The organism is Neorhizobium galegae (assembly GCF_017877135.1).
Taxonomy (GTDB): domain Bacteria; phylum Pseudomonadota; class Alphaproteobacteria; order Rhizobiales; family Rhizobiaceae; genus Neorhizobium; species Neorhizobium galegae_A.
This window is the reverse complement of record NZ_JAGIPH010000009.1, coordinates 91,656-111,903: the sequence shown is the minus strand read 5'-3', so window position 1 is coordinate 111,903 and position 20,248 is coordinate 91,656. Positions and strand designations below refer to the sequence as shown.

Sequence of the window (20,248 nt, the reverse complement as noted above, 5' to 3'; positions counted from 1 at the left end):
CTGATCTTTTACCCCTGCAGTGCTGCAGGGGAAACAGGAGACGTCTGCCATGACTTCACGAGCCTCCAATATCCTTGCTTTCCCCACGCGCACCGCGCCGTCGGTTCTTCTGCCACCGGTACTGGATAAGCATCCTGTGCTCGCAGGCGACAAACTCGATGCCGACGAACGCGCGGACTACATCGCATCCATTGTTCGCTCGACGATCGGCTTTGCCCGACGCAAGGGTCGGCGGATCGAAAGCCTGCCGCCGCAACTGCGGGTGTGGTTGCTCGAGCAGTGCGAGCTGGGTGACCCGACATGCGTTGTTGTGCGTGCCTGGCTCGATGGCAACCCGGGCTTAACGGACTTGTCCTCTCGGGAGGGCGCGTAATGGAAACGCTCGAGCAACGCGTTCGCCGCTACCTCCTCGCACGGCTGCGCCGTCGTGCTGTCCTCGACCTTTACGAAACGGCTGCGACTGCCGGACTGTTGGAACGCGGCGTCGGCGATACCGGCCCGCTTGCCAGGCCCTGGATTGTCTCGATCAAGGCACGGCAATATCTGACCGGCGCCCATGACTACGATCGGAAAATCATCGCTCGGATGATCGGCAGCAGTCGTGGCAATCGTGGTGGTGACAGCCCAGATCACATTGGGTCGACGAGGACCTCAGAGGGCGAAGCATCACTCTACGACTGGTCTACTCCGGCACCTCCAAGTCAGCAGCCGAAACCAAAGTCCGGACGCCGCACACGTCGACTGCCCGTCGGCTCAGCGATCAGCTTCAACTATGTTGCCGAGCTGCTGAAAGAGCATCTGCCGCCATCTTCTCCCATGCACGTCGCAGTCGCGCTTCTGATCGCACGTGCGGTCGGCACAAGTCTGAGACGTCTGTCTGCGTTCACGGGTGTCGTTCGTTCCCGTACACCGTTCGTGCTAATCAAAGCACCGGTTGCAAGGTTCGAGGCGAGTGTCGGCATGATGCTCGAGGACGGATTGCTTCTGCCGTTCTCGGTGACCTTGGAAGATGTGGCGCGAGACGGATCGCTGTCCGGCAGGTTTAGGGATAACCGGTCGTCGAGACAGCAGATGAGGCTGCAAACGCTGGCTGGTTCCTCACTGATTAAACGCGACGACAGAACGATCCGTCGTCTACTCCGCACGGCGATGACCGATGCAGCTCAGCCAATTCTGGTGGCCGATGAAACACCGACGGCGTTGACACCGGTGATCGTCGAGACGGCCGACCTCGTTGTCGAATGCGACGGATTTGATAGGTCGATGATCGCCGATCTCTTAAGTCTCTGTATCGGTATACCAAGTGACGTCGCACTCAACTTCATGAATATGAAAGCCTTCGATCCGCAATCGCTATCGATCGACGATCTGCTCCTCGCCGTGCGACCAGGTCGCTCCGTCGAAGAAGTGCTTACGGTTCTAGCGATGCTGGTTGATCTATGCTCAGGCTCGGATAGAGACGGCAAGGATACCGAGGACGCTGGCGAGGGCCGTGGACGTTCCGGGGGTGGGAAATCACGTGTCAAGTCTGCCGAGAAGGAGAAAGCCGGTGGATCGACGGGTGTTGAAGTCATCCTTCCAGAGCCACCCATTCCCGAAGCCGTCTTGGTCGACACCGATAGCCCACCGCTGACAACTGCGAAGGGCGCTCCCATCACAGTCGAAACGCTGTGCGGCTATGGGGCCGCCCAAGCGTGGACACGCGACCTGAAAGCTGACCTGGAACTTTGGCGTGAAGGCGCTCTGACCTGGCCGGAGATGAGCACGAAACTTCTGCTGTCAGGGCCGCCCGGTACTGGCAAGACGACGTTTGCGCGGGCGCTCTGCAATACGCTTCAGGTACCGCTTCTGGTGACGTCGGTCGCCAATTGGCTGGAACCTGGATTTCTCGGTGATGTTCTCCAGAGGATGTCAGCGGCATTTACCCAGGCATCTAAGCACGCGCCTGCAATCCTCTTCATTGACGAGATCGACAACATTGGCTCCCGCTCGAGTGCGGGCACGCGGCAACACGATGACTATTGGGTGTCGTTGATCAATCGTCTCCTTGAGCTGCTCGATGGTGCCACGAAAACCGAGGGCGTCGTGATCGTCGGTGCGACGAACCTGCCCGAGAAGATCGATCCTGCCCTGCTTCGGTCTGGAAGGCTGGAGACACATGTCCGTATTCCGCTACCCGACGTCGAAACGCTGACCGGCATCCTTACGCATCATCTGGGCAACGATCTTCCAGGCGTCTTGGCGTCGGCTCCTGCGAACCGCGTGAGGCTGCGGCCAGCTGCCGCGAGAAACGCCGATCGTCAAAAGCTTCGGGAGAATTCCGAGACCCGCAAAGCCTCAAAGGGAAAGGGAGCAGCACCATGACAGACCACGTCACTAATCCCGGAAATCTGCTTCGTCCACTCGCCCTCTTGGCCCTGGGTAAGACGGGTGCGGATATCGAGCACTTGATCCGCGACATTCGCCGAGCCGCCCGCCGCTCCGGGCGCAGCATCACCTGGCGCGACCTCGAGGCAGGTCTGCGGGCCGGACAGGCACCCATGTCCGCTGACCTTCGCAAACGTGCAGCCATCCATGAGGCGGGGCATGCGCTGGTCTATACCCTGACCGGCATTGCGGAGGTACAATCCGCCAGTATCGCGTTGCACGGCGTCGGACTGGTCAAGACGGTCCCGAACGCGCATCTGCCGGAGACTGAAGCGTGGCTCATGAGCAACATTGCCTCTCTCCTCTCAGGCCGTGCCGCCGAAATCCTCGTCTTCCACGAACCGATTGCCGGAGCCGGTGGCGCAGATGAAAGCGATCTCGCCCGCGCCACCGCAATGGCCCTGGCGGCTGAGACCAGTCTCGGTTTCTCGAAAGAGCAGCCGCTTCGTTATCGATCGATCGCGATGGGCATGCACGAACTGACCATGGACCGTGACCTCGCCGATCGCGTTAATCGGAGATTAGTGTGCGCAGAGGCGATGGCGCATGACCTGATCCAGGCCAACAGGTCGGCACTCAATGAGATTGCCTCAGGCCTGGAAAGCGTCGGCATCCTGTCGGGCGACGAGGTGAGGCGCATTGTTCGCGGTTCCGTCGGTGATAGCGAAAAGGGTGAGCCATGACCTCGGCTGAGAAAAGGCGATTCCTAGTGGCGCCGGCGCGATTCCTATCTCAAGATTTTCGATTCAGAAATCTGAACGCTCGATTCTGAGTTCAGGGATTTGGATTCGGGCTTCCCGGTCCGCGTTGCGAAATCGCGCAGCAGCGTTACTCGGCTAAGTATCCGCCTTCGCCACGCCCGGAGTTACTGCACCGCTTAAATACTTGGCGATTTGAAACGTCTTGTGCGCAAGGCATGTCGATTGAGATTACATCGCCATGCTTTGCGTCTAGTTCCGGACACGTCATCTCAATTTACCCTCACCCGATTCTGAATTCCGGGAAAGCGTTGCTGGATTCCGGTTCTGCGATTCATCTGCAAACGGTGTTTGGGCGGAAGGGCATGGACCGCTGGGCGTCATGCTGAGATTGCATGAAGGAGGTGCCGCGCCGGCGGTTGGCTCGGTTGTTTTGTTGCTTGCTTGGCTATCGGTCACGCTGAGGCTCCGACAACCAAGGAGCACACGATGTCGAAGAAGCCTAGAAAGAGTAAGAAAGAACGCAACGCCGCGCAGGCGGAACGCCAACAGCAGGTGCGTGAGGATGCCAAGGCGCGCTGTCGTCCATCCCGCGACGACCTGGCTCGAGTTCTGCTGTGGCAGATCATTACTGCCGCGCAGGCGCATAAGGACACAGACCGCGCGCTGGGCAAAGTTCGGGACTCTCTGACCAATGATCTTGAGCGCCAGGGATTTGCCGTCCGAGAATGCGAAGAAGTGTTCCACGAGATCGCTGACCGGTACAGCGACGGCCTGTATCCATTCCGGCCCAAACGGCACCTTATGCCTTCCTGATCAGACGCTCTGCTCTCTATCAAATGCAAACGCCGTTATGTTTTTATCCTCGTCTTCCCCCCGTTACTCCTCATAACGGCGTTTGCAGAAGAATCGAAAATCCATGGCCTCAAAACAAATTATCACGCGATCACGTTTTGAGGTTGACGGAAAGGCTATGCGTGATACTTATCCTTCACGAACTGAGGGAGAATCATGGCAGACGGTCGATCATTTGCGGAGCGTCGCACGGACTGGAATAAACTCATGGCAAGCGAAGATCGCTGGGAGTGGGATTCGACACCGTGGCTGGACGCATGCCTGAGAGCTCAAGCCGAATTTCTGGCGCTGGCAACAGGGCTGCCAGTTGCGGAACCAATCGCTGTCAACGACCTCTCCGCCGCCGCGTTGTTTAAAGGCCTCGCATACTACGGCCTTTACGGCGATGTGGTGGACCGGGCTGAAATCCAGGATATCGAAGGTCATCTCGATGGTCACTTACGCTTGGCCAAGACCCTGAAGGAAAAGGCCCCCTCCCGATGCGACGACCGGGTGGTTTCCAAGATAATCACCGTTGCCGACGGGCGGCGCAGCATCGAGCGAAAGAGCGGCCTGATCGAGCCCCTTGCCCTCGCCATTCTCGGTGGGATTTCGGAGGGACGCATTCGCAATCTTATGTCCGGGACCAGCGCCGAGATCAGGTCCGTAGACGGGAAAATCCCTGCACCAGAAGCTGAACGCTGGTTGCAAGGCCGGGCGGCATTTTGGCCGTCCATATGGAGTGAAGACCCACTTTTAGAAGAGGATAATGAAATGACTGCAGTACGAGTACCCCAAGCGTCGGACGGGACCGTCTTCCATCCGGGCCTGAGACGCAGAAGCGGCTACATGATCGGCGAGAAGGGACAGGAGTTTACCATCGAGAATTATGACGCCGCACTTCGGGCGCTGAGCGAAATGGAGGTACCTCGCTGGCGTCGACCGAACTCCCAAGGCAACTGGGGTATTGTTAAGGCGTCAGGGTGGACTGTACTCAGCCGACGAGACCTGAACAACATCAAAGACTAACCAGACCACATCGCATCTCCTGCGATTTGCGGCTTTGCTGCCGACTGCGTAGCGACATCACCCAATCAACCAGCTTCGATCAACTATTCGAGCCCCTCCAATTCCTGGAGCGGGAATGCTGGCTGCTGTTCAATTTAAAGGAAAATGATATGAAAAGCACAGACGTACTCGCCGCCCTCCTCGCCCAGACTCCGGTGAAGACAGTCTCTCTGCCACGTGACCAGCGCGGTATCTATGGCCTGATCGATCACAATCAGCATCTTCGTTACATCGGCTGCACGACGGGGGAGGCTGAAAATTTTCGCAAGCGTATCCACCAGCGCCATCGAACCGGGTCGGAAACGCACAGCCACTACTTCTCCAAAATTTACAACACCGGCAGGATGTATCGCGATCGCTTGACACAGCAGCGCGATCCCGATGCGAAGATCGCGAAGGACCTTCGCTCTGCGTTCATTGCGGAGCACTGCCGCGCGGTCTACGTGCCCCTTGCGGCAAGCGAGTTGGAGATCATGGCGCTCGAGGCTGCAACGATTGCCATCGCGGCATCAGAGAACATTCTCTGGAACCGGGCCACAGCGATGGTCTACCCGGAGCCGACGGAACTCGTGGATCGGCTCGTCACGAAGCTTGGATACTCTGGCGATCATATTGCCGCACTCGAACGGCAGCAGGCTCGTTTCAATCGAATTGCGGGCAGAACGATGCTCGCCACCGTGTAATCCAGAGCAATAACCGTGGCGATGCGGAAATCATTTCCGCTTCGCTACACCTTAGCCTGCCCCTCATTAGTCTCGGGACTTCTACGGTGTCCCTGACGATGGATACGCCCTCCGTTTCCTACGCTTCACTACCACCAATGCTGTGGGCGTGCGCGAAAAATGCGGGGGCAATGCTGGTAAACTCTGGAGTTGTATAAGCCAGCGCTCTAAAAGCCTTGATCGACGATTTGATGTTTGTATCCAAAGTGACTCGCGCACGATGCACGGGTATTAAATGTGACTTAATCAAGCGGCAGGGTTTGGGCGGGCACGTGTGTCATGCTCTTGATCGTCCGTAGATTTTTAGAGTTTGCAGTTTCGTGATAGCCACGGATCGCGCTGAAAGATGAGTAACCTTCAAGGGGCTTTTCATGCCTAAACGGTCCAGCCACAAAGTTGGAAGTGAACTCTTCATAGTGGACAACAGCGAGGACGACTGGAAGGTCGTCCGTTACCTCAAGGATTGGTGTTCACTGTCCAAAAGGTTCGATATCGCCACGGGATACTTCGAGATCGGCTCTCTTCTCGCGCTGGAAGAGGAGTGGATGAAGGTTGATAAGATACGCATTCTTATGGGCGATGAAGTGTCTCGCCGTACAAAGAAGGCGTTTGAGAAAGGCCTCGCTGAGATCGGCAGAAGGCTTGATGAAAGCCTTGACCGAGAGAAGTCGAAGAATCACTTCCTGAAGGGTGTGGATGCCATTTCAGATGCCATACGGTCTAAGCAGATCGAGTGTCGAGTTTACCGCAAAGATAAGTTCCACGCGAAAGCTTACATCACACATGCCCGCTTGGAGGTGATCGGCTCGTCGGCTCTGGTGGGTTCTTCGAACTTTACGCATCCAGGCTTAACTCAAAACATTGAGCTCAATGTTCAGGTGACGGGTTCTCCAGTCGCGGTACTCCAGGAATGGTTCGAAGAACACTGGGAGGAAGCGGAGGATGTGACGCCAGAGCTACTTCAAGTGGTTGAGAAGCACACGCGCGAATATAAGCCCTTTGAAGTTTACGCTCGGTCTCTTCAGCAATACTTTCTCGGTCACGAGGAGACGGCGGGCGAGTGGGAGAAGCGGAATTCGCGAATTTTTCCGATCTTGGCCAAGTACCAACGGGACGGTTACGGCGGCCTGCTGAAGAGAGCGGAGAAGTTTGGGGGTGCATTTCTTTGCGATGGCGTAGGCTTGGGCAAGACGTTCGTCGGCTTGATGCTGATCGAGCGCTTCGTGGTCCACGAGGGGAAGAATGTCGCTCTTTTCGTTCCAAAAGCCGCCAAGGAAGCTGTTTGGGAGCGAGAACTGAAGAAGCGGCTGCCTCACCTGTTCAAGGGTTTCGCCAATCTTCGAATCTATAGCCACACCGACCTGATGCGAAATGCCATGCGCGAGGAGCTCGATCAGATCGCAAAGCAAGCGGACGTCATCATCGTTGATGAAGCGCACCACTTCCGGAACACGGGGATTCGAGGAGTGGATGCCGAGGAGCGGAAATCCCGCTATTGGCGTCTTTACGACATAGCCGAAGGTAAGCAGGTATTCCTGTTGACTGCGACGCCGATCAACAACCGTTTGACCGACTTCCAGCACATGGTTGAACTATTCTCTCGCCACCGGGCCGATTATTTCGCCGGTGGAACGCTCGGCATCCACTCGTTGCCCGGCTACATCCGGCAACTTGAGAAACAGATCGAGGGCGAAATCTATGGCGGCAGCGGTGATGAGCCGCTGGAGCTGAACAGTGCGGATGTTGCCAAACGCCTCTACTCCGACCCTCTTATGGATGCATTGGTCGTCCAGCGTAGCCGGAGCTACGTGAAGGAAAGCATGAAGCGTGAGGGTGACGGTGACGTCATGTTCCCGGAACCACGCAAGCCCACAGTGGCCGAATACTCCGTGCGGCAAACCTATGGAAAGCTGCTGGAAATGGTTGCTGCCGCTTTCAACAAACGCGAACCACTTTTCGTCCTCGGAATCTATAACCCGTATGCCTATTACAAAGGTGACACTGAAGACGTTGCAACGGCGTTAGAACGTGGACGCCTGAAGCAGGTAGTTGCCCTCATCCGGACCAGCTTCCTGAAGCGATTTGAAAGTTCCGCTGAGGCATTCAAACAGTCCTGCTGGCGGCTCCTCCAGAAGCTTCTTGCTTGGCTTGAGGTTCACTGCGAGACAGACCACGAGAAGGCGCAACTGGAGCGTTGGAAGCGTAAGCATTCGAAGCTGCTCGGTTACAAGCCTGATCGAGACCTGTTTGATACCGAAGTCGATGAAGACCTGGTGCCGGCTGAACTCATCGAGGATATCGAGAAGGACAAACTCGATCGGCGGGAATTCAAGGTCGAGGAGATCATCGCCGACAGCATCGCTGACCTGGAGCAGATTGCCGACTTCCTGAACGAGCTGGAGAAATTTAAACCAAGCCAGGATTTGAAGCTGAAAAAGCTGGTTCAATTGCTGACCAAGGACCCCGTGCTGTCAAAGCACAAGGTGCTAATTTTCAGCGAGTTCGGCGACACCGCGCGTTACCTAGCAACCCAACTCAGGGAGAGCGGAATTGATGGTGTTGAGCAGATTGACAGCGGCACCAAGGGCGACAGAACAAAGATCATCCAACGTTTTGCCCCCTACTACAATGACAGCAGTAGCAAGGAGCAGGGCGACCGCGAGATCAGGGTGCTGATCTCCACGGATGTGCTCTCAGAAGGTCTGAACCTTCAGGACGCGACCCGGCTAATCAACTATGACCTGCATTGGAATCCTGTCAGGTTGATGCAGCGCATCGGCCGTGTCGATCGCCGAATGAATCCCGAAATCGAGGCGCGGATATTGAAGGACCATCCGGAGCAGAAGGAGATTCGTGGCACTGTCGCCTATTGGAATTTCTTGCCGCCCGAAGACCTAGACGAGCTGCTGCGCCTTTATGGCAAGGTCGCGCACAAGACCCTGCGCATTTCGAAAACGCTTGGCATCGAAGGCAGGAAACTGCTCCGCGAAGACGATGATTACGAGGACCTGCGAAACTTCAATGAACAGTACGAGGGTCAGCAAAGCCCGGACGAAAACCTTCATCTTGAGTGGCAAGATTTGCTCAAGGAGCACCCGGGTCTAGACGAGATGCTGAACGCCTTTCCAAATGCGGTATTCAGTGGAAAGCAGAACCTCAAGCCCGGCACTCGCGCCGTCTTTTTCTGCTACGCACGCCCGGCGCATGACAAAGCCGCAAGTGAGCAAACGGGTGAAGATATCTGGAGCGCTGAGGCGGGCGACGTACAGTGGTATCTTTATGATGTCGCCAGCGGGAAGGTCCTAGAAGAGGCACCATTGATGGCGGACGCCATCCGTTCCGATCCGTCGACACCACGCCACCTCGAGATCGAACGTCTGCAACTTTCGGATATTCGAACAGCAGTCGAAAAGCACATCACGAAAACTTTCTTGCGGAAGGTTCAAGCGCCTGTCGGCGTAGGACCTGTTCTGAAGGCTTGGATGGAATTGAGTTGATTTTGAGGGGGAAACGATGGCTGGGATATCTGCGGCTGAACTTGCGAAAATAAACAGCTTTCCGAAGCTGGTTGATCTGCTCCGGAACCACCTCGAATGGCCGATCGAGGAGGATTATGGCTTCGAAGACGTCGTCTACGAATATGAGGCCAGTGAGCTTGGGCTGAAGCCCAATGAAATCGCAAAGATACGGGAAATTCATCAGTTGCGGCCACTGGCAACCAGCCAGCCTTGGGGTATCTTCTTCATATCGTTTGAGGACAAAGCCCTTTCAGTTACGGTTTTGCGCCGCATTCTGAAAAACCTGATTTTGAAGAAGCGCGCGGGAGCACAAGCGTCAGATCGACAGGCCTGGGAGAAGAACGATCTCATCTTCGCGGCGAACTTCGGGAACTCCGGTTCCCGCGAACTCGCCTTCGTTCATTTCTCCGATGGCGCGCAGTCACGTGACCTTCCGGTCATGAAGGTGCTTGGGTGGAACGCAAGGGACACCCAGCTTCACAATGATTATGTCGGCCGGACCCTTGCCGAAAAGCTGCGGTGGCCAGATGATCCAAAAGACATCAGTAAGTGGCGTGAGGAATGGTCTTCTGCGTTCGAGCTTCGCCTCAACGAGGCGATCCGAACGTCCAGGGACCTCGCCCTAAGATTGGCGGGCTTGGCAACCGAGATTAGAGCACGCGCAAACGAGCTTCTCGGTGCGGAAACAGACCGCGGCCCAATGCGCACCATGCTCGTAGCCTTCCGAAAAAATCTCATCCATGATCTGGATGAGGACGGCTTTGCCGACATGTTCGCCCAGACCATCGCCTACGGCATGCTCGCGGCACGCATTTCACGTCCAGCGGGGATCGTCGCCGATAATCTCGCCGACATGGTGCCGAAGACGAACCCTTTCCTGAAAGAACTCTTCGCAAACTTTCTGGCGATTGGCGGCCACGACAAGCGACAAAGCCTGGACTTTGACGAACTTGGTGTCCGGGATGTGGTGGACATGTTGAATGCAGCCAACATGGAGGCGGTGCTCCGGGATTTCGGCGACCGTAACCCCAAGGAAGACCCCGTCATTCATTTCTACGAGCTGTTCCTGAAGGAATATGACCCGCAGAAACGGATGCAGCGTGGTGTCTTTTACACCCCGCGCCCTGTGGTGAATTTCATTGTTCGGGGCGTCGACGAAATCCTTCGGACAGAATTTGGTCTGCCGCTGGGACTAGCCGACACGAGCACCTGGGCAGAGGTCGCTGCACGAAATGACCGCATCACTATCCCCGGCCATGTGAAGCCCGACGCACCTTTTGTCCAAATCCTTGACCCCGCTACTGGCACGGGCACGTTTCTGGTTGAAGTTATCGACTTGATTTACAGGCGAATGGAGGAACATTGGAAAGAACAGGGCAAGTCGGCAGCTGAGATCAAGGCCGCCTGGAACGCCTATGTTCCCGCACATCTTCTACCACGGCTGACAGCCTTTGAACTGATGATGGCACCCTACACCATCGCGCATATGAAGGTTGGGTTGAAACTGTCGGAGACAGGTTACACATTTCGCTCACAAGAGCGTGCCCGCATCTTCCTGACTAACGCACTTGAACCGGCGCGTGACCTGGATATGGAGTTTATCTTTATGTCCGAGGCGCTAGCCCATGAGGCACAGGCGTCGAACAATGCGAAAACCGATACATCAACAACCGTAGTAGTCGGTAATCCGCCTTATTCAGTAAAATCATTTAATACGGGAAAATGGATAACCTCACTGTGCGATATTTATAAAGAAAATGTTCGCAATGAAGAAAGCCAAATTCAGTCTCTATCAAACGACTATATAAAGTTCATTAGAATGGGTCATTACTCAATCCAGAAATCCGGATGTGGTGTCTTCGGTATGATTACTGGTCATGGCTACATGCTTGGCTCACAACCGCGAGACATGAGGAAGTCTTTAATCGACACATTTGAGAAACTGATTGCAATCAATTTGAATGGTAGTGCTCGGCGAGACGATGTTGCCGGTCCGGACGACCCGGTTTTTGAAATAATGACAGGCGTCGGCATTGGAATATTTTCAACCATATCTGCAAAAGGAAAAAGAAGCGCTCAATACCTAAGCAAAGAGGGTTCACTTGAGCAAAAAATGCAATGGCTTCTCACACAAGGCGTGGGCTCCATTCCAGCCAAAAGTATAACTCCGACCCCTCCCAACTATTTTTTTTGGGAGCTGGGCGAGCTCGAAGAAGAATACATGAGCTACCTTGATCTTCCCAGTTTTTTTGGGACCGGGAATCGAAGTTCAGACAAGGAGGTTTATTGGTCTACAGGGTTTGCATCCCAGCAGGACGATTTCGCTATAGCGTTTGGCGAACAAGAGCTGAATGATCGGATGCAACAGCTAGCAACGTCGACCTCGAGAGCCGATATCTCGTCAAGATATAAGATGTGCTCAACCAATCAGTGGGACTATGCAAGGGCCTTGAGGCATGCGTCCGGAACCGGATGGAGGAAGCAAATAACTTCGGTCTCATATAGACCATTCGACACGCGAATTACAGTAATTGATCCCAGCGTCGTAACTATTTTGAAGGATACAGTGCAACGTAACTTTGACGTCGATAACTGTGCCCTGCTCGTTTCGCGCATCTCAAATGATCTACATTTTGCGCATGCATTTGTTAGCTCAAAAAGAACCGATAAGATATTCCTTTCTTCAAAAACATCAACAAATACATATGTTATTCCACTTTGGTTGTCACCAAATGCTAACGAAAATTTTCGTAGACCAAACGTTGCCCGGGCGACATCAGAACAAATCAGCAAGACAATTGATTTGATATATACAGATGGCATCTCATCGACTGTTTCACAAGTAAACTATGCTAAGTCCGGCAACGGCAATGCAGAGCAACCTAAAGCATTAGGGGCGTCATGGGATGGTCGCGGTGATCTCGAAAGGACCTTCGGGCCCCGTGATCTGTTCGACTACATCTATGCTGTGCTGCATAGCCTTGGCTACCGCAGCCGCTACACAGAGTTCCTGAAGTCAGATTTCCCGCGCATACCTATTCCCGCGAGCCGTACTACCTTTGCGGCGCTGGCGGCACTAGGCCGCCAACTTGTCAGCTTTCACCTTCTGCGCCAAGAGGATGTGTCTGTGTTGAAATCCCCCGAGATCGAATTACGGGGCACCGGCGAGGCGCTAGTTGCAAAGGGTTATCCTGAATACAAAAACGGCAAGGTGATGATCAACGCCAGTCGTTGGTTCGAAGATGTGCCCAAAGCCACGTGGGAGTTCAAGATCGGCGGCTACCAGGTTTGCGAGAAATGGCTGAAGGATCGCGCCGGCAAGGGCGGCAAAAACCCCAGCCCTGGTCGTGTGCTGACTGATGAAGACATCCTTCATTATCGCCGCATCGTCGTAGCCCTTACAGAAACACGCCGACTGATGGCCGAAATCGACGTCGAGATCGATAAACACGGCGGTTGGCCAGATGCCTTCGTGACGGGAGCAGGAGCAAATTGAACATGGATGCGTTCCAGTTCGAGATTGCCAGGGTGATCGCGGCGAAGGCGAAACGGCAGCAGCGGGTCACTTATCAGCAGGTCGGCGAGGCGGTCGGATGGGCACATCCGACCGGACGTGGTCTCGGGCCGCATCTCGAAGTCATCCTCCACCATCTCAAGGATCGGGGACTTCCGCCGCTGACGACCATTGTCGTTAAGAAGGGACACCGCCACCCGGCGGAAGACGCAATGGCTTATATCCGCAGCGCTCTTGGCGGCATCAACATCGAGGCAGCCCAGCAGGAAGTTTTCGCCTTTGATTGGATGACTGTTCCCGAGCTTGGCCCCACTCGGGATCATCTCCCCGAGGATCGTGGCGCTTGGCTGACCTCGTTCTGGGGTTTCGATCCTGCGGGATGGGGGTGTATTGGCTTCGCGGACGAGTGGCGGCGCAATGCATATCTGCGAAGCTCGCAGCCTGGTGGACTGGTCGCGATCTATGTCACCAAGAACAAAGGCCCGTCGAATATGCGGGGCAAGGTGGTCGGCGTACTCGAAGTCTCGCACGAGATTGGACACGCAAAGAACTTCATCTCTGGCGAGCACTGGGCGGCGAAAGAAAGCAGCCCGGAGCGCAAGGGAAAGTGGCTATACGCAATAAGGGCGACCCGCGCCTGGCGTATTGTGCCGGAGGATTGGAAGCCCGTAGAGGAGCTTTTCCCTGATGCGTATGGGAACAATAATGCCGAGTTGATCGGCGCAAACGGCGTCCCCCTTAGCCAGGAGGAAACGGCCGCTCTTCGCAGTCTCGACGTCTACGAAGTTCCCGTCTACGGCCAAGCGGGACAGGTCGATCCTACGATCCAAACATTGGAATCGGCCCTGAACCCGAGCCGCGCGGTGAAGCCCGCACCTAGTCCTTATTGGGTTGGCGAAACGGATGGTCCCAAGCATCTGTACATACTCAAGCTCTCTGGAGATATTTCCGTTTACCTCGGCCGGCCGGCGAAGGAGCTGGAAGAGAAGGCCGTTATAAAAGTCGGCTTCTCGAAGAGCCCGCTTGCAAGGCGCGACCAAATCCAGAGCGCCTATCCCAAAGGCACCTTCGCCTGGGAAGTATTCAAACCCAGTCCTCAACCTGACACGCCACCCTACGCAAATGCTGAGATTGCGATCGTGGGCGAAGATGCCATGAAGAAGAGGCTTGTCGACGAGAAAGCCGAATCGCTCGGGGGCGAGTTTTTCCTCGCGGACGACTGGCTCGTTCTGAACGTTTGGACTGCCGGTAGGGTCGCTGCGGAAAAGGCTCAGGCCGCGACGGAGAGTTCAATCACGCAAGAGCAACCTGGTCAGGTTGTTAGCACAGCCTAGTAGCAGCCGGGGGGCTCAACATGCCGAAGCGCAGCATTACCGATCCAGAAATTGGATTGATCAAGGCCATGCTAGCGCGAAACATGAAAAATAAGGACATCCAGTTCTACTTCAATCGGCAAGAGCGTGCCGTGAACTCCGGCCGAATCACGCAAATTCGGGACAAGAGCTACGGTCCCGAAGTTCCGGAGGCCTCTGAAGAGGAACTTGATCTTTTTCTGTCGACCTTCAAGCCGGCAGCCATCGGGGCGGTTGTAAAGTCTTTCGGGCCGCCCGCTCAGGAGACTGCGGAGGAGCGTGCGCGCGCACTATTTGAACTGCGCGGCCGATCAGGCTGGTTCCTGAAAACGCATGAATCGGAAGCAACCGAGTGCAAAGAGCGATTTTGTCTCAAGCCCGAAAATCGGTTCGCTGACCCACTTCGATCAATAGCGGGGCTCGCAAACAACAAGGGAGGCTTCGTCTTCTTTGGTGTTAAAGAGCTACCAGATGGCAGTTTGAACGTTGTGGGACTGCGCGACGAAGCGTTTTCACTCACCGACCCTGCTGAACTCAACCGGTGCCTAGCGGGTTCGATGAGCCCAGTCCCAGTCTTTTCTATGTTCAGTCTCGGCTTTGACGGCCTAAAGGTGGGGGTGATCCACATTGAGAAGCACGATCTTCCACCGATCGTTGCGATCAAGAACGTCAACAACGAATTCAGAGAAGGCGCGATCTACTTTCGCTACGTTGGCGAAACCAGGACGATCAAGCCTGGAGAACTGCACCAGATCATCGCCAACCGCGAACAACGTGCCATCGCCGAATTCTCCAACCGCATGTCACGGGTTGCCATGGGAGCCGCGGCGACACTTGATTTGGATACGGGCAAAGTGGAGGGCCGGGTCGGCAGCTTTACGATCGGCGAGGAGTTGTTGCCGAAAATTCAATTCATCCGAGAGGGGCAGTTTGCGGAGAAAGCGGGATCACCGACGCTGAGGCTAATAGGGGACGTCGAGGCTGGCTCAGGAAAGGCCACGGTGGTGCGAGATAATGTGACCTCTGACGCAGTAATCAGAAACTTCCTGAACAATGTCGAAGTCAAAGAGCCACGTCAGTATTTCCTTCACTCGGCGCACTCAAGCCGAGAATGGCAGCCAATCTGGTACTACCTACGTCAGGCACGCCTCTCGGCTGAAGAGGGAATTGAGCTGATGAGGAAAGAGGACGCAAGCTATCGCAGTCATAGAGACGCAGTGATCTCTCGCCTCGCTGGCAAGAAAAGTGCGTACAATATAAATCAAGGGAAGCCGAAACAGCTAGTTGCGGCATTCGCCCGGGGAGAAATAAATGATCCTGCAGATATCTCGAGTGCGCATAAGATTGCGCTCGCTGTACAAGGAATTCCAGATGGACAGAAGGATGTCAGCCGCTTCGAAAGCCTTCTTCTGAAGTGCTACGATTTTTCCGTTGGGGAGACCTCCCAACATCGTAACCTGCGAAGTGCGGTATTCAGGGCCGCATGTCGAATCGACGAAATCCTGTACCGAAACGAATAACGAATTCGCTTCGGTGCAAGGCAACATCCTAACACAGCAGAGCAGCATGCTGTCGGGGAAATGATTTCCGTGATTCACCTCCCTCCCGCTTTCGGGAGAGCCGTGGCTTTCGGCTTCCGCCCCAGCGTTCGTTTCGCATTTGCGAACTCGTCGAAATCCAGCCCCCTGAACATGGAAAGATCGACCTCGATCGGCAGGCTCGCGAGTAGGCGAGCTTTCCGCTCCGTCAGGGTCCGAAACCCGTACTTGTCGTGCTCGTCATCGCCAACCTCGTGTCCAACCTGCATCTTCCTGTCGCGCCTCTCGATGTTGTTGTCACCAGCGTCGGCAATGTAGCCACTCCTGAACGAGTGAAACACCTCGCCGCGAGATTTCTCGATCCCTGCCTTCTCGAACAACCGTCCCATGTAGCTGGATGCGCTTTTGCTGGGTCTCATCAGCCTCATCAACTCGGGGAACAAAAACTGGTCCCCTCGCTCCTGCGCCCACTGAACGAGGCCGATCTCGGCGAGGAAGTTATTGAGCACAAAAAACGAGGCGCTAGCGGTGTTCTTGATCGGGACCCGCTTCCATTTGCCATCGCTCAAGACGATACCAGATGTCTGTGCAACCCATACGCCATCGAACTTTTCCCTGAAGTCCGAGCCTTGGAGGTGCAACAGAAGTCCCAGGCGACGCCCGGTCAGAAAGCCGATGAGCGGGAGAAACGCGTAGTCGAACATCCCACTTGCGACCCCTGTTTGAAACACCTTCTCGATTTTGGCCTTTGCCAACGGCTGTGTGTGAACCGGTGGCCGAGCCAGGTCGGGGTAGAAGAGCTTGGCATTGGCAATCGGGCGGTAGTCATGGTCGACCTGGCCTGAATTCAGGGCGGCTTTAACGACAGCGAGATAGCCCTCCTCGAGCGTCTTCCGCGCCATTGTCTCGAACCGATAATCCTGGTTCGAGGCGATAATCTCACGTGCAGTGAGATGAGCCGGGCGACATTTCACGTCCTTGGGCCAATACTTGATGAGATCAATGAAGGCCTGAAGATCGGTTGCCGTGTAGGTGTCGATCGGGTGATCGCCGATCAGCTCGGCGAATAGGTTCAGGCGCATCTCGGCAATGCTGATATCTTTGTTTTCCTCTGACTTGGAGGATTTCCTTTTTGCCAGATAATTGCTCGCAACATGACTGAAGAGCGGCTTGCTTGAGGCAGGTCGCTCGACGGTACGCCGATCGAGCTGAAAGGCGGCGGGCACGTCGGCACTGATCAAGCGCTTGTCCTTGCTGCCGGACTCGGTGTCAGGCTGAGTAAGGGGCGTGGGTTCTGGTAGAGGCGAACTTAATGGTTGATAAGGCACCGGCGCGAGCGGGGCCGATACCGAGGTGTACAGCTCCTCAGAGATAGAAACCGGCGAGGCTGCCGCCTGATATTTGGCTACATGTCGGGAGGCGAGAACTTCGGCATGGTCGGCAATCATCTCGTCATGAGGCTGGCCCGCCTGCTTGGCTGACAACTCACGTCCAATCCGCACGAGGCCGCGCATCATCTCATGCCCCTCCGCTTCGGCAGGCGTCGGCGCACGAGGAGGCTGCACGATGTCGTAGAGTGCGGCCTTTAGGAACACGCTGGCAAAATCGAAGGGCCAGTCCTCGTCAGCGACCCCCTCGTCACTGAGGTCTTTTGCAGTTTTCGAATTGGGTCCCCGTTTGCCTGCCATTCTCTTCTCGATCTCCCTGAAGAGCGTTGGTGCCAACGCCCCAAGGGCATTGGCAAGCTCTCTCGCCTGTTGGTGCGGAAGCGCGCCCAGGCTCACCCGGATGGGTCGGGAGCCTGCACCGCCACCGATGCGTTTCGGCAGTCTGATCTGGAAAAGATAGGTCCCGCCGCTCCTCACCAGATAGAGCCCGGACGATCTCGTTTTAAGCTTGCGATTCCGTTTCTTTGCGGAAATGATTTCCGCGTCCGGCGATACATCGGACTGTACATCGAGCGATACAATGCGCGATACATTCATGACTTGAGTGCCTCTGGTTGGGGCGATCAGTCAGGAATTCGCGAGGAAACCCAAGGGCTTGCGTCTAATTGGGGAAGAGTGACCCAGAAATGGCGGAGAGGGTGGGATTCGAACCCACGATACGGTTGCCCGTATGCCGCATTTCGAGTGCGGTGCTTTCGACCACTCAGCCACCTCTCCGCTTTGCTGGTCGGCGCTTCATAGCGCGGGCTGTCTCATAGCGATGAAAGGAAGGGCTGGCAAGGGTGAAATCGCGTCTTGTCACGTCTTTCTCCTTGACAGCTTCAAGGCCCTCACGTATCCCCCACGCGTTCCGAAGTGGGGTATTGCGTTCAACGTGATGCCCACGGGATGAAAAGACGGGTTTCGAATGAAACCTGTTTCACCGGCAGACCGGTTCGAAAGAGTTGATCTTTTGTAATCCTGCTCAAATTTGGACTGATAAAAAGACGGCCGCTTGCCTTTGAAGGCAGGAAGAGCCGGATCGAACATGAAAGGATAAAAAATGTTCGCAGTCATCAAGACCGGCGGTAAGCAGTACCGCGTAGCGGCCAACGACGTTCTCACCATCGAGAAGCTCGACGTGGCAGCCGGCGACGTGATCGAGTTCAATGAAATTCTGGTCGTTGGCGTTGGCGCCGATGCCAAGTTTGGCGCGCCCTTCGTGGCTGGCGCCACCGTCAAGGCGGAAGTGGTCGAACATAACCGTGGCAAGAAGGTTCTCTCCTTCAAGAAGCGCCGTCGTCAGAATTCCAAGCGGATTCGCGGCCATCGCCAGCACCACACGGTCGTCCGCATCACCGACATCGTCGCCTGATCGGTTTCACTAGGTTTTCGAAGGTTTAAAGGAGAACTCCCATGGCACATAAAAAAGCTGGCGGTTCCTCGCGCAACGGTCGCGATTCCCAATCCAAGCGCCTCGGCGTGAAGAAGTTCGGTGGCGAAACCGTCATTGCCGGCAACATCATCCTGCGCCAGCGTGGCACGCAGTGGCATCCGGGCGCCAATGTCGGCCTCGGCAAGGACCACACCATTTTTGCACTCACCGCCGGCAATGTGAACTACCGTACGAAGGCTAACGGCCGCGTATACGTGTCCGTTATGCCGAAAGCGGAAGCCGCGGAATAACAAGCCGGAGCGCGTTAAAACAGCCGGCGTCACATCGACCCGGCTGATGCCCGCAAAAGGTTCAGTCTGAAAAAAGGGGAGATGGGGCGCCACCCACCTCCCCTTTTTTCTTAACCCCCGTCAGGAGGACTGAAACCATGCAGGACGAATTATTAAGGAGCAGCCGGCAGCGGCTGCCGCAAGAGCGGCTGAGGCCGCAGCGGTTACGGAGCGATTGCCCTGTCTTGTTGTCGCAGAGACTTGTTCTGCGCGCCCCGCACGAAGAAGACATCAACGCCCTTACCCATCTCGCCAACAATGTGAACATCGCCTCCATGGTGTCGCGTATGCCGCATCCTTACACGGCAACGGACGCAGCCGATTTCGTGCGACGCACGAAAGCGGGCGAGATTGGCAAGTGCGTTTATGCCATTACGCGAGGAGACAACGGCGCCTTTCTCGGTTGCTGCGCGCTGGAGCCGCATCTGGATGATCCGCTGACGCTCGAAATCGGCTACTGGCTGGGCGAACCCTTCTGGAACCAGGGCTTTGCGACGGAAGCCGCCCATGCGCTGATCGACATGGCCTTTCGCACCCGCGACATCGACCAGATCGATGCCCGCTGCCGGGTAACCAATATCGCCTCGCGGCGGGTCATTCAGAAGTGCGGCTTCCAGTTCCAGGGCTCCGGCATGGTCGGTTCGCTGGCGCTCGGCGGCATGGTGCCGGTCGAGTGGTTCCGGCTTGATCGCAAAACCTGGATGTCGTTGAAGAGCTGGGGGGAAATGCGATGAGTGCTGCCGTTCTCTCCCGGCCGGTCCTGGCAAGGCCCGGCCCCTGCCCGATCATCGAGACGGAGCATCTCGTGCTGCGGCCCCACCGCATGGATGACGCCGATTCCATCGCCCAGTCGCTGAACGACTGGCAGGTGACGCGCATGCTGTCGCGCGTCGCCCTGCCCTACAGCCGCGATGACGCGCGCGACTGGTTGAACCGGCAACGGTCCGGCGCGCTTCCGGATTGGCAACTGGCCATTACCGAAGGCGATGGCGTGCATATCGGCTGCGTCGGCATCGAGCTGCGCCACGGGCTGTGGCACCTCGGCTACTGGCTGAACCGGTTCTACTGGGGCCAGGGCGTCATGAGCGAGGCGGTGTTTGCCGCGCTCGAACGTTTCACACGCCGCATGCCGGATGTGACGATCTATTCCGGTGCCTTTGCCGATAACGCGGCCTCGCTGCGGATCCAGCAGAAGTTGGGGTTCGAAGTGGTCGGCACTGACGAGGTCTTTTCGTTGGCGCGCAACCGCATGGCCTCGCATATCGCAACCCGGCTTCCGCCTGGCGCCTTGAAGAGCCCGTGGGCTTGAGAAAAACACCTCTGGAGCAGGCCGATTGCGTTCGGCCTGCTCTCCTCTCCCGTCAAACGGCAGATCTGCGGATCTCTTGCGGCGTGCGAGGCACGAAAATGTCGATAATCTTTGAC

15 protein-coding genes and 1 tRNA gene are annotated in these 20,248 nt (G+C 56.1%); 14 read left to right on the top strand and 2 right to left on the bottom strand.

The features are described from left to right. The first annotated feature begins 49 nt into the window (after positions 1-49). The 10 genes from J2858_RS21030 (at position 50) to J2858_RS20985 (ending at position 15,653) form a co-directional block, all read left to right on the top strand. Complete coding sequence (locus tag J2858_RS21030; RefSeq protein ID WP_210106823.1) at positions 50-373, top strand: hypothetical protein; 324 nt, start codon at positions 50-52, stop codon at positions 371-373. Continuing rightward, positions 373-2,364 (top strand): AAA family ATPase, encoded by a 1,992-nt coding sequence (locus J2858_RS21025; protein ID WP_210106822.1) that lies wholly within the window; start codon positions 373-375, stop codon positions 2,362-2,364. Before J2858_RS21030 ends, J2858_RS21025 begins: the two co-directional genes overlap by 1 nt. Then, positions 2,361-3,110 carry an ATP-dependent Zn protease gene (locus J2858_RS21020; protein ID WP_210106821.1) on the top strand — a complete coding sequence of 250 codons (750 nt, stop codon included), beginning with the start codon at positions 2,361-2,363 and terminating at the stop codon, positions 3,108-3,110. The genes J2858_RS21025 and J2858_RS21020 overlap by 4 nt, the downstream gene beginning before the upstream one ends. A 504-nt stretch (positions 3,111-3,614) precedes the next feature. Beyond that, complete coding sequence (locus J2858_RS21015) at positions 3,615-3,941, top strand: hypothetical protein (RefSeq protein ID WP_210106820.1); 327 nt, start codon at positions 3,615-3,617, stop codon at positions 3,939-3,941. 246 nt (positions 3,942-4,187) lie between these two features. Further along, the gene (locus tag J2858_RS21010; protein ID WP_210106819.1) at positions 4,188-4,988 is read left to right on the top strand and encodes a hypothetical protein; all 801 of its coding nucleotides are present in this window, start codon (positions 4,188-4,190) and stop codon (positions 4,986-4,988) included. A gap of 149 nt (positions 4,989-5,137) precedes the next feature. Then, positions 5,138-5,710, top strand: a complete 573-nt coding sequence (locus J2858_RS21005; protein ID WP_210106818.1) for a hypothetical protein — start codon at positions 5,138-5,140, stop codon at positions 5,708-5,710. Between the two features lie 410 nt (positions 5,711-6,120). Then, a complete protein-coding gene (locus J2858_RS21000; RefSeq protein WP_210106817.1) occupies positions 6,121-9,246 on the top strand; it encodes a helicase-related protein in 3,126 nt (1,041 codons plus the stop codon). Positions 9,247-9,262: 16 nt separating this feature from the next. Further along, on the top strand, positions 9,263-12,763 hold the full coding sequence (locus J2858_RS20995; protein WP_210106816.1) for a type ISP restriction/modification enzyme: 3,501 nt from the start codon (positions 9,263-9,265) through the stop codon (positions 12,761-12,763). A gap of 2 nt (positions 12,764-12,765) precedes the next feature. Beyond that, positions 12,766-14,115, top strand: coding sequence for a hypothetical protein (locus tag J2858_RS20990; RefSeq protein WP_210106815.1), 1,350 nt, complete (start codon positions 12,766-12,768; stop codon positions 14,113-14,115). Positions 14,116-14,135: 20 nt separating this feature from the next. Further along, complete coding sequence (locus J2858_RS20985; protein WP_210106814.1) at positions 14,136-15,653, top strand: AlbA family DNA-binding domain-containing protein; 1,518 nt, start codon at positions 14,136-14,138, stop codon at positions 15,651-15,653. 74 nt (positions 15,654-15,727) lie between these two features. On the opposite strand, the gene J2858_RS20980 is transcribed toward J2858_RS20985, so the two are convergent. Both J2858_RS20980 and J2858_RS20975 read right to left on the bottom strand, forming a co-directional pair. Further along, the gene (locus J2858_RS20980) at positions 15,728-17,656 is read right to left on the bottom strand and encodes a hypothetical protein (protein WP_210106813.1); all 1,929 of its coding nucleotides are present in this window, start codon (positions 17,654-17,656) and stop codon (positions 15,728-15,730) included. Between the two features lie 90 nt (positions 17,657-17,746). Further along, positions 17,747-17,836, bottom strand: a tRNA-Ser gene (locus tag J2858_RS20975). A gap of 325 nt (positions 17,837-18,161) precedes the next feature. Here J2858_RS20975 and rplU point away from each other — a divergent pair. The 4 genes from rplU (at position 18,162) to J2858_RS20955 (ending at position 20,132) form a co-directional block, all read left to right on the top strand. Next, positions 18,162-18,473: a 50S ribosomal protein L21 gene (gene rplU, locus J2858_RS20970; protein ID WP_210106812.1), complete on the top strand. Its 312-nt coding sequence runs from the start codon at positions 18,162-18,164 to the stop codon at positions 18,471-18,473. 41 nt (positions 18,474-18,514) lie between these two features. Further along, positions 18,515-18,784 (top strand): 50S ribosomal protein L27, encoded by a 270-nt coding sequence (rpmA, locus tag J2858_RS20965; protein ID WP_210106811.1) that lies wholly within the window; start codon positions 18,515-18,517, stop codon positions 18,782-18,784. 137 nt (positions 18,785-18,921) lie between these two features. After that, on the top strand, positions 18,922-19,557 hold the full coding sequence (locus tag J2858_RS20960) for a GNAT family N-acetyltransferase (RefSeq protein ID WP_210106810.1): 636 nt from the start codon (positions 18,922-18,924) through the stop codon (positions 19,555-19,557). Then, a complete protein-coding gene (locus J2858_RS20955) occupies positions 19,554-20,132 on the top strand; it encodes a GNAT family N-acetyltransferase (protein ID WP_210106809.1) in 579 nt (192 codons plus the stop codon). Before J2858_RS20960 ends, J2858_RS20955 begins: the two co-directional genes overlap by 4 nt. The last annotated feature ends 116 nt before the right edge of the window (positions 20,133-20,248 follow it).

Excerpts from the sequence above, each read along its gene's own strand:
- rpmA (WP_210106811.1), top strand. The coding sequence starts at position 18,515 with ATGGCACATAAAAAAGCTGGCGGTTCCTCGCGCAACGGTCGCGATTCC.
- J2858_RS20955 (WP_210106809.1), top strand. The coding sequence starts at position 19,554 with ATGAGTGCTGCCGTTCTCTCCCGGCCGGTCCTGGCAAGGCCCGGCCCC.
- J2858_RS21000 (WP_210106817.1), top strand. The coding sequence starts at position 6,121 with ATGCCTAAACGGTCCAGCCACAAAGTTGGAAGTGAACTCTTCATAGTG.
- J2858_RS20960 (WP_210106810.1), top strand. The coding sequence starts at position 18,922 with ATGCAGGACGAATTATTAAGGAGCAGCCGGCAGCGGCTGCCGCAAGAG.
- rplU (WP_210106812.1), top strand. The coding sequence starts at position 18,162 with ATGTTCGCAGTCATCAAGACCGGCGGTAAGCAGTACCGCGTAGCGGCC.
- J2858_RS21030 (WP_210106823.1), top strand. The coding sequence starts at position 50 with ATGACTTCACGAGCCTCCAATATCCTTGCTTTCCCCACGCGCACCGCG.
- J2858_RS21005 (WP_210106818.1), top strand. The coding sequence starts at position 5,138 with ATGAAAAGCACAGACGTACTCGCCGCCCTCCTCGCCCAGACTCCGGTG.
- J2858_RS21020 (WP_210106821.1), top strand. The coding sequence starts at position 2,361 with ATGACAGACCACGTCACTAATCCCGGAAATCTGCTTCGTCCACTCGCC.
- J2858_RS21025 (WP_210106822.1), top strand. The coding sequence starts at position 373 with ATGGAAACGCTCGAGCAACGCGTTCGCCGCTACCTCCTCGCACGGCTG.
- J2858_RS20995 (WP_210106816.1), top strand. The coding sequence starts at position 9,263 with ATGGCTGGGATATCTGCGGCTGAACTTGCGAAAATAAACAGCTTTCCG.
- J2858_RS20980 (WP_210106813.1), bottom strand. The coding sequence starts at position 17,656 with ATGAATGTATCGCGCATTGTATCGCTCGATGTACAGTCCGATGTATCG.
- J2858_RS20990 (WP_210106815.1), top strand. The coding sequence starts at position 12,766 with ATGGATGCGTTCCAGTTCGAGATTGCCAGGGTGATCGCGGCGAAGGCG.
- J2858_RS21015 (WP_210106820.1), top strand. The coding sequence starts at position 3,615 with ATGTCGAAGAAGCCTAGAAAGAGTAAGAAAGAACGCAACGCCGCGCAG.
- J2858_RS20985 (WP_210106814.1), top strand. The coding sequence starts at position 14,136 with ATGCCGAAGCGCAGCATTACCGATCCAGAAATTGGATTGATCAAGGCC.
- J2858_RS21010 (WP_210106819.1), top strand. The coding sequence starts at position 4,188 with ATGGCAAGCGAAGATCGCTGGGAGTGGGATTCGACACCGTGGCTGGAC.